The organism is Terriglobia bacterium, from assembly GCA_035712365.1.
Lineage (GTDB): Bacteria > Acidobacteriota > Terriglobia > UBA7540 > UBA7540 > SCRD01.
On sequence record DASTAW010000053.1, the window covers coordinates 25308 to 38201 of the forward strand.

Genomic DNA, 12894 nt, shown 5'->3' on the forward strand with positions numbered 1-12894 from the left:
CCTTGTTTCATCGGGAATGAGCATGGCTTTTCCCTCTACCTTTACTTATGGCTTTACGGCGGCCATTGGTCGGTTACAAACGGGGCCGCCGGGGGCCCGACAATGGAAAGAATCCCCGGCGGACTGGGAATGAAATCTCCCATGCGCACCAGAGGACGTCCACCCACGCTCACTCCCGAACTGCCCAGCGGGCCAATGACCAGCGGATAAGGGAAGCCCCATACTGAGTTGATCATCAGGCAGAGCGAGCCGGAGGTCGCCAGCGGCATGCCGCCTGCAGTGATCACCGGCGGAAAGATGCCGACGATCGTTCCCGTATCCGGCGGCCCCGAGGCGCCCGGGGTCACGATCACTGTGCAACCGATAGTGACCGGAAATCCTGGCATAAGTCCTTCTCCATGCTCCTAAACAGAAAATGAAGTCATTCCATTCACTGCAATGGTTGCTCCCTGCAAGGTCGCCGAAGCGCCACCATCCACAATTGCGCTGGTGTTGCCTTTGAAAGATGCCTGAGTCTGCGCCTCAATGTTCACCTGCAACTGGCCTTTGATGTTCACGTTCATACCTTCAATGCTGATGTCGTCGTTGGCCTTCAGTGTCATGGCACCGGCGGCCTCCACGATCACGTCTCCATCCTGGTTCATGGTGATTTTGGTTTGTCCGGCCATAATGATGACCGTGCCGCCGGTCGCGTTCGTCTGGTCGAGAGTCATCTCGCTCTTGCCCGCTGTGGCCTGCACAGTACCGTCGTTCATGCGTACAGTGATCTTGGGAGGCATTTCCACGATCATCTCCCGGGGCGGCGAATTGTCTTGATGATTGCGGATGGCTGCTTTGATGGTCTTGTCATCAGCGGCCGCCAGAGGCAGACGGAAGATCACCTCATCGGAGTCATTAAGAGGCGCACGGTCGGCATCGTTGTACAACCTCCCAATAATCACCGGCTGGTTCACATCGCCTTTGTCGAACCCCACCAGGACCAGGTCGCCTATGTTGGGAATGGCCGCCGTACCGATATGTCCGGTAGCCACCGGCACATGCTTCAGCAGCAGGCCACTGTTCTTCAGCCGGACGTCACAACCGTAGTTGTCACTGTCGCCACTGGCGCTGTGCGGATTCACGGCATCCACCAGCCCCAGCTCCGTGATCCGGACGTTTCTCAACTCGTGGCGGATGATCTCCTGAATTGTGTCAATGATCGTGCTCATATTCTGCGTGCCTTCAACCTTTCCCGAACCGGCAATGAAAAATCTTTGTTCTTCCTTTGCGTCCTGCGCGGTGAAAAGGCTTTACTGCTTCAAATTGCCCTGAACCCTACCCTGGTCGTAAATCCTCCTGTCTTGGTAATCTCATGGACCACGCTGCGCACCTGAAAGTCTGTGTTCAGACTGGAATCCGGCATGGAGCGAAACCGGATGGCGTCGCCGAGTTTCACGCCGGGGCGTCCGATGGTCAGCACCCAGCCTTCGAGTTTGCGCCGCTGCAGGCGCGTCTGGGCCGCGTCGGCGGCGGCCTGCGCCGCTTCATGCGTGCGCAAAACCGGGCGCTCCAGCAGCAGTTCCGGCGAACCTGATCCGGAGCTTCCTTTGGACCCGCTGAAATCCTTGGTCAGCCACGGCCAGGCATCGGCCCCCTGACTGCCCGTTGGACTTTCGCCGAAGGCTTCCACCGATTCAGCCCAGGTCGGCGCTCTCTTCACTTTCAACTCCAGCACGTGCCTGGCATGCTCAAAAATCTGCACGGCATTCCCCGTGGTGAACTTCTGAAAGACCAGCTTGCCGTCAGAATTGAAATACGCGTCGAAACCGCAAAGCCCAGCCAGATTGCTGATGTGGCGATGGAAGCTGCGGCGCCCGTCCACCACGTACGCCGGGAAATTGATGCCGTCTTCCACCGCGGCCACATCCACAGAGGCCTGGCTGCAGAGATCGCGGACGATCGCGCCCGCCGTCTTGCTCTCGAAAGTCTTTTCGGTAAAGCTGTGGAGCAGCTTCTGCGCGGCCGTGTAGCCAATCACGCGGTTGCGGGTGATGCCCGGCTCCACGGTCACAATCTTGCCCGCCATCACCTGCGTAAAACCGCCGTTGTCGGCGTAGCCAAGTTCCACCGTAAGATCGTCGTCCACTGCGGGATGAAGACCGTTCACCTGTCCCAGTTCCACGATGAAGCGGTCGGCGGGCGCGTCCATGCCAAGCTCCACGCGCAGGTCCACGGCGGTGCTGGCCTTGGGCTCGTGCGTGGTGTCAACGCGCTTGCTGCCGATGGTCAGTTTGTAGGATGGGGTCAGCATAGATGCTTTTAACTCATTAGGTTCTTGAGTTGTGTCCGACGCTGCTCCAGGCGGCGCGCCATGAGTGTAGTTTCTGGCGGCAGAGCCTGGAAAAGTGCCTGTTTGTCTTTGATCGCGTCATGAATCACCAGCACGGAGTCAAACTGTTTCACCAGTTGCCTTGCCACGCTACGGACACGATCCGGTTCAACGTCGGCAACCATCATCAGAAATGCTGGTATGTAAAGTTCTGAATGCGCGACAGCATCAAAATTGGTTCCCAAGAACAAGGATTCCAGGACGTTCAGATATTCTGCAGCCTGCGAGCGCACACGTGACACGATAGCAGCGTATCGATCAGGTCCGACCGAATCAGGTGAGAAATTGCCTCCCACGATTTCCAAGATGTCTTTTTTCATGTCCTCGAGATTCGTGTCCATAGGCTCCTCTAAAAATCTCCAGCCAGCCGGTTTCCAGTCGTATTGTCGGCCGCCGGATTCAGATCACCCGCGATTGGGAACCGGGCCGTCCGCAGCCGCTTGGCCCAGTTGATGACATTGTTGTTGTTAGGGTCGTTATCCGGGTCTGGAGTATGAAAATTCTGAATACGGCGGTAAATTTTGACGTCAGGCAGAGGGATGCCGAAACCGAGAGGAGCATTGGTATTAAATGTGAAAAACTGGCGAGGTACCGCGCCGTCCCCGCGATTGAATAGCACATGGTGTAACTCATGGCCTAATGTTTCGTTCTCCAAATTCAAACCAGTGTTGATAAACACGAAATGGCGGTTGTCTAAAGTTACTGTGCCGCCGGCGGGCAGCGGAATTGGCACCCGTGGAAAGGTTGTGGAATAAGCGTTAGCGGCACTGAGACTGACAAATACTACCGTAAGTGTGTCATCGGGCGTGACAGGAATCAGATCACCCAGGGCAGCCTGTTCCTGCGGGTTGTTTGCACTGCCGCCATACACGCCAGTAGCATCAATCGCTGCCGCCGGTATAACACGATCAGCAGTTGGCTGGGGATCAATCTGAATTCCAACCTGATTCCAGCGCCGATTGGCATGTCGGAACTGATTGGCTATTTCCGGGTCGGTTGCAGGTATCAAGGCTGGAAATGCCCCATTCAAATACCTCAATACGCGTGCACTTACTCTCTTGCGTTCGTCGGCAATGACGCTGATGGGAAATGCGGCGGTGGTTCCATTGTGGGGCTTCGTGAATACGGCGGTAAATGTCGTTGCTGCAACTGCCGTAACTGCGACCACCTCCTCATTTATGCCGGCATCGATGCTTAAAGCGGCTCCTACCCGGATCAACGGCGACATAGCAGTAGGAGTCAACGTAGATATTCCCGGGGCCACATTATCGGTGGAATCGGAAGTGGAAAACCTTGTCATAAAGCCTTGAATCTGGAACGCTGATGCTGTTCCATTGTGCGGATTGGCAAACCTGGCCGTAAATGTGGTCGCAGTGACTGCAGTTACTGCCACCTCCTCCTGGTTGGCGCCTGTGTCAATCGTCAACGATTGCCCCACATGGATCGACCAGTTCAGCCCTAAAACGCTTCCGGACATGGCCGCCGGGGTCAAGGTAGAAACACCGGGCACCACATTGTCGGTCGAGTCGGAAGTCGAAAATCTCATCCTGCGCTCAAATAATGGCAACGTGAGAGAGACAATACCCCCACCGGAAGGTGAGTATTCCGCGCGGACGAAGCCGTCGATAGCTGCGCGTCGGGTGCGATGGTTGCTTTGCCCGGCATTCCGGAGCCCGGCATCGGGCGCGGGAGGCGTAAATCCACTGTGGGTTGGGAAGTCACGGTCGGTATCGTCGGTTACGAGCATGACGGCTTTTGAGACAAACACCTTGGATCCCGGAGCCAGCTCAACCAACGTCAATGATTGGACCGCCGGCGCATCGTCATTTCCCTGCCCTGCGGTCAATGTTTTCCAGTTCAGTGATATTTGCGTGCCTGCCGCGGTTGGGTCGGACACACGGAAATGGAACTTGCGCTTGTCAGCTCCTACAAAGTTGTCATTTTCTGCCGCATTGTTTCTTACATTTTGAACGGCATCGTAGGCATTGTCCCAAATCCCAAAGCGAACAAATGTCAGAGCTTGGGCCGCCGCTGTGGCTTGCGCAACTGCCTCAATGAGGAACACTCTGATCGTAACTGAGCGAGTGACTCCTGCGATCGTTGCGCTTAACACGGTTTCCGCCGCTGCGGCGCGGGAAACCGTATGCAACTGCGGGTCAGGAACTGCATTGCCGCCCGCCCATCGGATCAAGTCTGAGGGTATGGCAAAGGGGGCTGGGTCCAGGTCCGCATGCACGGTTACAACTTCGGTAGGCGAGCCTTCAGTAATAAAGATGGTGCTGTTGGCCGCTCCTATTCTTCGTGCGCCCTCCACCCGCAACTCCGGAAAGCTGGAAACCAGAAGAATGACCCGGCGGGTCACCGGCTGGCCCCCGCCCGCCGGCGTATAAGTAGCGACCACTTCCACGGTCCTGTTGCCCGACACGCTATCTGTGGCCACTGTCCGCTGGAGGTTATTCGCGCCGGCATCGCCGCCCGTCATGGTGAGCGTTCCCACGCTCGGATCAATCATGCGGTCTGGGATGTGGGCGTCCACGGTCACCGGGCCGGCTGAACCTAGAATCGCAATGAAGCGGTTGCTGAGCGATGCCCCGATTCTGGTCACGCCCGCGCCGGAAACGCTCAGCGTGAGGGGCACACAATCATCATGCGCTCCCTGGGAAGCGCGGGCGCGGTCCACCTCATCCTGAATTAAGGTGCGGTTGTCGCCTGCCAGCGTACCCGGAAGCATGAGGCGTCCGGCATTGGCTGGAGTGTCGGTAACATGGTCGAGATTGAGATAATGCCCCAGTTCGTGGGCCAGCACCTGGGACGTCTGGTCGGCATTCAGGGCAACGCTCAGCGGTGGGCCGAGAATCGTGGTCTGGAAACGATCTCCCACCGCGCAACCCGCGATTCCCTGCGAGGCCCCGTTCTCAACAGAAATGCCGAACCCGGCCTCGCCATTTCCCGCCAGGTCGCCGAAGAAAAAAACGTTGAGCACGCCCGGAAGGGAATCCGCGGCGCGGTCCAGCAGAATTTCAAACTCGGCGTCGTCTACCTCACATTCCGTGCGAAACGAATAGGTCTCATGGGCGATGTCGGCGTCATTCAGCTCAAAATGGATGCGCGCCTGCCGCCAGATCTGGTTGGCGGCGTCAAACGCGGCGCGGATTTCAGCGTCGGTATGGGCAGTCGCCTGGCGCTCTGGGGGCCCGCCGGCCGACGGGCAGGTGCGCACCGCGCGTGTCAGCGGATGCAATGCAGTCATCATGTGCACCACAACCGGCACCCGGATTTCGCGCAGAACGGGATCGTGCAGAATGACAACATTCAGCCGGTCTGTATCGGCGTTCATTTCCTTGCAGACAATGGAGCCACGGGCCGCGCTGTCATCCTCTTCCTGCAGCCGGGCCAGAACAGGCACCCGGTGGCCGCTGACTTCGTGCCTCACTTCCAGGATGTACACGCCGAACGGCAGATCGGCAAACTGGAAGGCGCCGTTCGCATCGGTGCGCGCGGGCACCGGCTCGCCGGTGGACCGTTCGTCTGCTTTGTTGGTTCCATCAGGAGCAATGAGGACGAAGTTCTTTTGCGCGTAAGGGGTCCCGTCATCGAAAACAATGGTTCCCTGCACCGTGAACGTACCGGGATGAACGGGTTGGCGAAGCCATTCGTTGCCCTGGGGCTGGCCGCCTGGAGGGAGGCGCGGCACCACGAAGCAGGCCCGATGATGCACGTCTCCCGGCCCCAGGCACCAACTGGTGTTGACCGCTCCAGCAGCGGGCAGATTGAAGGTGTCCGGCTGCGGAATCTGACATGGAAGCTGGGTTGCATGAACGAAGAGCAACTCGACCCTGCGGTTCTGACGCTTGGCCGCATGTACGTTCACCACCGGGTCCTGGGAAGCAACACCCGTCCACTTCAGAATTTCTCCCGGGCAGTTGGAAAAAAACTGGCTTTCAAGGACATTCAGCGAGTCCTGGCCCAGATAGGCCTTGATCAGTTCCTCCCATGTCGGATCGTCCATGGTCGTGCCGGGAGGCAACCCCACGTGGCAACGGAAAGCGCGGATGGCCTCGCGCGTAAGAGGACCATCCTGGCCATCGATAATGCCGGGATAGAATTCCAGGTCCTGAAGCATGTATTGGACCTGGTGCAGGTCCCAGTTGTCCTGAATCGTGGGATGCGAAACAGTCTGATGCTGGCGCAACTGCTGCCATTCGGCCACAGCGCCTGTCCGATCACGTCCAAACGTCAGGTAAGCAAACACGGCGCGGGCGCGGCGCTCTGACAGAGATTGATTGTAGGGATCGCTGTTGGTGAGCACTCCCGGCGAACCCACTTGGTCGGTATTGCCGGAAATGAGCAGTTTTGCGGTCGGATTGTTGCGGGCAAACTCCGCCGCGTCGCGTAATACCTCGCGCATGCACGGTTCGATAAACGCCTTGTCCATGGCGAAGGTCACCACGAACATCTGCGCAATCACCGCGCCCGGCGTAAGGTGGATGGTGACCCTGGTGGTCTGCCCGTTTTGCAGCGTGGCGCCGGCCGACCCGGACATCGCCTGCGGCGCGCTGACCACTGCCTGAGCGGTGTACTGGCCCGCCGGCAAATCTGTTTGCGTCCACTCATTATTGTTGCGATTGGTCAAGACGCGCGTGGTGCGCGTCCCGCCGCTCTGGGGCCCATCTGCCGATACTGTTACGGTGCTGAAGTCGAAGTTTGGCTGGCCATCAACGATGACCTCCACGACCAGCGTCGCTTTGTCCACCTGAGGCGGAGGAGGGGGAGGCTGCGGGGGCGGCGCCACTGCCGGCGGCGGTGGAGGAATGAATTCGAGCAGCGCCACCGCGTACTCAAAGCGCTCGGGCTTCCCTGCCAGCTCACGAACGTTGAGTTCCTCGATCAGCATCTGGTCCACTTGCGTGGCCGTGGCAATATCGGCCACAAAGGGCACAGGCTCCGTGCCCTGGAACTTCTCCCGCAACTTCTTCAACCCGCCGGCCGCTTCGGGACCGGTGAGCACGCCATTCAATTCAATGCGGACCGCGCGCCGGCCCAGGTCCTGAAGAAAGTCGCCGTCGAGCGCGGGCACACTATGGCGGCTGACGGCTTCACTCTCTTCCGCGTCGATCTTCTGGACCTGTTGTAGCTCGATGTCATCGAGCATGGGTTTGGCCGGCATGTCTTACTCTTCCGCCAGGTGTACTGCCTGGCGCTTTTACTGTTTAAGCGTTAAGCGCGTTGAGGTCGCCGACGATCGCGTCGATCAGGTCGGTGATGTCCTTTTTCACAGCGTCGAGCGACGGCAACCCGGTCACCACGTTCACGACGTTCAACACATCGTCGATGGCGGCTTTCTGGTCCGGCAGAAGGGTCTCGGCAGTCTGCAGAAGCGTCTTGGCAGCCCCTGAGAATCCAGCGACCTGTGCGAGCCCCTGAATGCCGCCGACATTCAGGTTCTGGATCTGGGTCTTCAGGCTTGTGAGCAGGCCGATCAGCTTAGTCACCAGTTGCCCGATCTGTGGGCCGACCTGCGGTATCTGTTTCAACGCCTGGATTGCGGGCTTGATGGTTGCCACGTTAGCGTCAAGAAACGTTTTGAACTGATTCAGCGCGTTCTTCAAATCGTCATATAACGTTGGGCTTGGCATTTTGTTTTCTCCTTACAACTTTCAACCGGATTTCTCTCCTGCGGTCCCGCCGGTCATGGATTGCCGGGACCGCCCTGCTGCAACTGGTCCAGGAACCTGCTGAATATGGGGACGAAGCGCTCGAGGCCACTCACAAGGAGCTGCGCAAGGTTCAGGCCGTCAAGGATGCCGCCCAGCAGGTTCTGCGCGTCACTGAGGATGCCGGCATCCAGCGCGGAAACCTCTTCGGGCGCCGCTGGTTGGATGAATTCGCGCAGTAGCAGCACATATCCGTACATCTCCGGCTTGCCTGCCAGCTGTTGCAGCCGCAGATCGTCGATGAGCACGTTGTCAATCTTTGAATCCGCCACGATGTCCGATGTGAAGGGCACCGGCTTTGCATCCCGGAATTTCTTATCGAGATCCTGGGCAAACTGATCGGCGCCGCTGCCGCTGGCCACGCCCCACACCAGAAGCTGGGTGGGCTGGCGTCCCATGTTCTGCAGCAGGCTGCCGGTCATGCCGGGCGGCTTGTGCTCCGCCAGGCTGCGGCGGTCGCAGGTTGTGATCGCCTGCACCTGCGGCAGTTCCAGATTGTCGAGCATCGGTCGCATCTGCTTCTTCTCAGGCCGGCACCAGTATCAGAAACTCCCCGCCGACCATTCCGTTCAAACATCAATTCCGTAGCGCCTGGCTTCCTCATCCAGGACGCGCTTCATCTTGCCGGCAAATGCACTGAGATCTTCAGGGGCATCGAGCTCCTGCCGGTGCAACAGCGGCATTTCCGTCCTGGTATCGCTGGTGGCGGGGGTCGGTCGAGGTTTCTGCGACGCACTGGTGCGCATGGAAGCGACCGGCGAAGGAACCCGGATTTCGTCATGAGCGCGGGAAAGCAATTCCTCCGCCAGCTCACGCGCCGCTGTTGTCGCAGTTTGCAGCCACGGTTCGGCGGCATTCCGTTGGCCTGCAAGCGCATCGGCGCCAGGAACTGAATCAGGAAATCCGTCGTTCGAGAGTTCGCTCCATCCAGCCACAGAAACAAGCTTTGGTTGCGAAGCCTTGGGCTGCGCCCGGCCTGGGGTCTGTGCCGCGCTTGTGGTTGGTTGCATGTCGGGACGCCGCGCGCCGAACTCCGGCTGCGGGACGCCGGCCTGTTCCAACGGAAGGTCCCGCTGTAAATTCACGGCCCATGAGAGCACATCCGCCGTCGCACTCTGCCCTTCGACGAGGCTGCTCCAGGACTCGTGCAACCAGTGCAAATCCGTCCGCTGTGTGACTTCTTCAGCACGAGAGGCAGGAGGGCCGTTAGAATACAAATAGCTGATTCCACTTTCGGCCGCAGCAGACCGCAATCGTGTGATCGCCCTGCGGACCAGCCGGTTCTGCCAATCGCGCACCGCCGCTTCTGACAGGAGTTCATCGAGCGTTCCCATCTGGCCCGTCGCCACCGCCGCCCCCTGCATGCCCGATGGATCCGTTAAACGTGAAACCACACCGGGTGAAGACGCCGCGCTTGCCCGCTGCGCCTTCCGAAGGCCAACGATGGCCGCGGACCGGCCTCGCCTGGCGCCGGCGGAGTCCGCAGCGCTTGCTCCGCCAATCCGGTCAAACCGGCCCAGGCCGGTGAAGTTGCGGGCATTGCCGGAACCGTTCCGCCCAGCCGGCGCTCGCGTTTCTGCCCTGGACCGCCGTTCGGAATCATCGGACACACCTCTTCTCGGCGCGCGCCGAGCGGTTCCCGGCATGGCCCGCTCTTGCGGTTGCAGCAGCGCATCGGCCAAAGCGCCGAGCAGCGCACCGTAGTCCGAAGCCGGAGTAAGAGCGGGAAGACCACGGCGCAACGCCTGCATCCATGAACTGGCTCGCGCCAGCGCCTGATGCGGCTGCGTGACGCTCCTCAGGTCCGCACAATACCGACGGGGCGCCCGGCCTCCCAGCGAAGTCCGTGCGCGCAGGCATCCGGCGAAGATGTCAGTCACGGTGGTCATTTCGCGCTGCCATTCTTCTGTGACATTTCCAGGTAGAGAAGAATCTGGCCGATGGTCATGGCGCTGACCTGCTCGGGAGTCCAGCCGAATTCCCGGGCCAGCACGAAACACGCCCTGGCCAGCGGTGCCTGGACCGCTTCCTGCAGCTCTTCCCTGGGACTGTTGACGCCGCTGATGGCGTTGATCTGATCGACCAGGAAACGGGCCAGACCTGCGGCCAGTTGCGAGACCTGCTCGAATTTCAGCGCCGGGTCCACCAGTGCCTGCTGGATCATGAGCGCCGCGCTGAGAGTTTCATCGTCGCGGGAGGCGCTGGCGATCTTCTGCAGGTCGCGCACGGTCAGGGGCCGTAGCGCCACCCTGGAGCTGCCAGGGCTTCCTTCGCCGAGCAGAGCGACGGGTATTTCCACCTCGTGGGTGACCGCGCCGCCGGCCAGCAGTTCTTCTGCGGTTAGAGCCATACAGCAACCTCATTCCCAGGCTTACGCTTTAAAAGGAACCTTGACTTGACGGTTATCTTCAGCCGTGCCCTCTTCATCTTGCACGCGCGCGTGCAGGGCTTTAAAGGAGACGTTTTCCATAACAAAATCGTCTTCAGGCAGCGAAAATGCCCAGTTCTCAAATTTCACTCCTTCGAGCGTGAGCACCGACCGCGTGCCCGGCACCGCGGTGTCATGAAGGACCACTTGCATCTGCAATGTGGGCTGTACATAGGGTTCGGCAATTTGGTTGGGGTTGGCGCCGCGCCCCAGTAACAGAAACAAGAGTGCTCCGTTGATGTAGGCACGGTTGATTTTGCCGCTGATGTGGATGTTCTCTGGGTGCAGAGACACGGGGTGGCGCTGCCCGATCTGGTAATAGCCCTGGAGATCAGTATTCACGTGCACTTCCACGCCTGTCACCCGCCCAACTACAGCCAGGTCGTACATAGCTTGTGCGATCAAGGCGTCCGTGTCGGCATTTTCTGTCTGAGTGCCGTTGGACATGAAGAGCAGGGTACCGTTCGCTCCGGTATAGACATTTGTCATTGCCATGGCGTCTCCTTACTCCAAAAACATGGTTACTTTAATGAAGTCGATGCTGAACACAGGCTGTAAAGTCATGGTGACCCGTGCAATTCCCTGGATCTGTTCGTCACGAGTTGCAGTCACAGTCAGTTCATAACCGATAAGCATCTCGTCGTTGACCATTTGCACCAAGAAAGCATTGATGCTGGCACGCAAGGCCCCTCGTACTCGTTCATTGTTGAGCAGGCCGATAAAAGGATCTGCGGCCGACCGCACGCCGAACTTGGCGTAATCCACGATGCGGCGGGTGGTGACTTGTGAGAAGGCTGACCCGGTGGTGGTGGTGATTCCCTTCAGGACGCGGAAACCGTTATGCTTCTCGATGGTAAACACCCGTGCCTCGACCAACTGCTCCAACTCCGCATTGGTGTAGTAGTGCTGAAGGTCATCCACGGAAAGAGGTTTGTTCGTGGGACTGACGTGAGCGGGCAGGCCGGCGAGCATTCCGGCCACCGCTGCTGCTGTATAGGCGCCGGGCAGGATCACTGGTTTCTTAATCGCAGCGTCAGTGGTCTTGATGCCGGGAGCAACGAAGATCATCCGGTCGCTGTCTATGTTGTGGCCGCGGAGATCATCCAGGGTGGCGCCGAACCGGCTGCCGATCACCCCGATACGATCGCGCTTTATGGAGTCAGTGGAAGCGGTCTGGCAGTGCTGGTCGAGTTTTGCCCAGAAGCTGTCATCCTGTCCGGCAGCTACGATAATGTGGGCCTCTTCGTTGAGCAGGGCATCCAGGCCGCTCTTGTAGTCTTCATCTGATGCGTCTTCGCCGTTGAGGCCGCCCTTGAAGCCGGCCGGCGGGTCTACGGTGGAGGGCTTTTCGTCTTTGTGGGCCAGTTCCGTTGCTTTGACCCAGGCCGACGCGGGATCCTGATTCGGATCGTTGATGTCCTGGACCAGGTCGCTGCCATCCACCACGGTGAAAACCTTCTTGGCAGAGCCTAGTTGGATGGTCACTTTGACCGCGTTGGCCTTGTCCACCAGGTAGGAGGCGGTCACCGTGTCCGCGGGCAGGATCGCGTCGCCGAAATGCATGGTGCCGTCAGCATCCAGTTGCACCTCGCCGGCGGCGGGAACTCCGGTGACGATTTTGAGCGCTCTGGTGGTATTGGTGGCGTCTATGTGCAGAGTCGCGCGGTTGCGCGCACTCGCAAGGGGGGGATGCTTCAGTTTCAGAGGCAGCGGCGGCTGGGGTCGTTCTCCAGAAACAAAGGCAGTATCATCCGCGGCTTCAATCTTGATGGTAAGCTCGTTGCCCCACTCGCCGGGCGACTGCGCGTCCAGACGGACGCAGTCGCCGCTCGCCGATTGCACGGTATAGCTGGCCGTGGCATTGGCGGCGCTGGCCACGCGCACGGCAAACACCGTGGTCGCTCCATGGTTGAAAGCCTGTTCCAGGGCGCGCACCAGGGTGAGTTCGTCGCCGTGACCATCGACCCACGCGTCGTAGGCGCCAAACTTCTGTTGCGCGTCAGAAAAGCTGCTGAGCGGGATCGCCACACCTACCTTCCCTTTCGCGGCGGTGCCAACGACGCCCACATTGCCGACCGTGATGGGGCCGGGCCGAATCAGCCCTTCCGCGCGGACTTCGATGTAGGTTCCGGGGAGTATCATATTGCCCATCTTGTACCTCTCCTTCTTCGATTGCGGTTAGCTGCTGGAGCCAACGAAATTTGATCTACAGAATTCCTCAGGTCGCCGCGCTGCGCGCCAGACGCAGATAGAGCACGGCGATGTTGTCAAAAGCAGGGGTGTCAAGGGCGGAGAAAAATTAGACCAGCAGGACGGAGTAAAACTAGACCAGAGCGAGTGCTTGAAGCTAACAGGGTTGAAGGAAGGGATGGCGTCTGAAGCGG

Annotated in this window: 11 protein-coding genes; all 11 read right to left on the reverse strand. The window is 59.3% G+C overall.

The genetic code is table 11. The annotated features are described in order from the left end of the window. Positions 1-53: 53 nt before the first annotated feature. Positions 54-386 carry a hypothetical protein gene (locus tag VFQ24_16660; protein HET9179988.1) on the reverse strand — a complete coding sequence of 111 codons (333 nt, stop codon included), beginning with the start codon at positions 384-386 and terminating at the stop codon, positions 54-56. An 18-nt stretch (positions 387-404) separates the two neighbouring features. Beyond that, entirely contained in the window at positions 405-1208 is an 804-nt protein-coding gene (locus tag VFQ24_16665) for a phage baseplate assembly protein V (GenBank protein ID HET9179989.1), read from the reverse strand. Positions 1209-1297: 89 nt separating this feature from the next. Beyond that, entirely contained in the window at positions 1298-2290 is a 993-nt protein-coding gene (locus VFQ24_16670; protein ID HET9179990.1) for a hypothetical protein, read from the reverse strand. 8 nt (positions 2291-2298) lie between these two features. Continuing rightward, the gene (locus VFQ24_16675) at positions 2299-2709 is read right to left on the reverse strand and encodes a hypothetical protein (protein ID HET9179991.1); all 411 of its coding nucleotides are present in this window, start codon (positions 2707-2709) and stop codon (positions 2299-2301) included. A gap of 8 nt (positions 2710-2717) precedes the next feature. Further along, positions 2718-7535 carry an OmpA family protein gene (locus tag VFQ24_16680; protein ID HET9179992.1) on the reverse strand — a complete coding sequence of 1606 codons (4818 nt, stop codon included), beginning with the start codon at positions 7533-7535 and terminating at the stop codon, positions 2718-2720. Between the two features lie 43 nt (positions 7536-7578). Next, on the reverse strand, positions 7579-8004 hold the full coding sequence (locus VFQ24_16685) for a hypothetical protein (GenBank protein HET9179993.1): 426 nt from the start codon (positions 8002-8004) through the stop codon (positions 7579-7581). Positions 8005-8057: 53 nt separating this feature from the next. Further along, a complete protein-coding gene (locus VFQ24_16690; protein ID HET9179994.1) occupies positions 8058-8597 on the reverse strand; it encodes a hypothetical protein in 540 nt (179 codons plus the stop codon). A gap of 54 nt (positions 8598-8651) precedes the next feature. Beyond that, positions 8652-9971: a hypothetical protein gene (locus VFQ24_16695; GenBank protein HET9179995.1), complete on the reverse strand. Its 1320-nt coding sequence runs from the start codon at positions 9969-9971 to the stop codon at positions 8652-8654. After that, entirely contained in the window at positions 9968-10432 is a 465-nt protein-coding gene (locus VFQ24_16700) for a hypothetical protein (protein ID HET9179996.1), read from the reverse strand. The genes VFQ24_16695 and VFQ24_16700 overlap by 4 nt, the downstream gene beginning before the upstream one ends. 21 nt (positions 10433-10453) lie before the next feature. Beyond that, positions 10454-11005: a hypothetical protein gene (locus tag VFQ24_16705; GenBank protein HET9179997.1), complete on the reverse strand. Its 552-nt coding sequence runs from the start codon at positions 11003-11005 to the stop codon at positions 10454-10456. Positions 11006-11014: 9 nt separating this feature from the next. After that, entirely contained in the window at positions 11015-12661 is a 1647-nt protein-coding gene (locus tag VFQ24_16710; protein HET9179998.1) for a DUF2586 family protein, read from the reverse strand. Positions 12662-12894 lie beyond the last annotated feature (233 nt).

Bases quoted from the DNA above. Each gene is read 5' to 3' on its own strand.
- VFQ24_16660 (HET9179988.1), bottom strand. From the start codon at position 386: ATGCCAGGATTTCCGGTCACTATCGGTTGCACAGTGATCGTGACCCCG.
- VFQ24_16665 (HET9179989.1), bottom strand. From the start codon at position 1,208: ATGAGCACGATCATTGACACAATTCAGGAGATCATCCGCCACGAGTTG.
- VFQ24_16670 (HET9179990.1), bottom strand. From the start codon at position 2,290: ATGCTGACCCCATCCTACAAACTGACCATCGGCAGCAAGCGCGTTGAC.
- VFQ24_16675 (HET9179991.1), bottom strand. From the start codon at position 2,709: ATGGACACGAATCTCGAGGACATGAAAAAAGACATCTTGGAAATCGTG.
- VFQ24_16680 (HET9179992.1), bottom strand. From the start codon at position 7,535: ATGCCGGCCAAACCCATGCTCGATGACATCGAGCTACAACAGGTCCAG.
- VFQ24_16685 (HET9179993.1), bottom strand. From the start codon at position 8,004: ATGCCAAGCCCAACGTTATATGACGATTTGAAGAACGCGCTGAATCAG.
- VFQ24_16690 (HET9179994.1), bottom strand. From the start codon at position 8,597: ATGCGACCGATGCTCGACAATCTGGAACTGCCGCAGGTGCAGGCGATC.
- VFQ24_16695 (HET9179995.1), bottom strand. From the start codon at position 9,971: ATGACCACCGTGACTGACATCTTCGCCGGATGCCTGCGCGCACGGACT.
- VFQ24_16700 (HET9179996.1), bottom strand. From the start codon at position 10,432: ATGGCTCTAACCGCAGAAGAACTGCTGGCCGGCGGCGCGGTCACCCAC.
- VFQ24_16705 (HET9179997.1), bottom strand. From the start codon at position 11,005: ATGGCAATGACAAATGTCTATACCGGAGCGAACGGTACCCTGCTCTTC.
- VFQ24_16710 (HET9179998.1), bottom strand. From the start codon at position 12,661: ATGGGCAATATGATACTCCCCGGAACCTACATCGAAGTCCGCGCGGAA.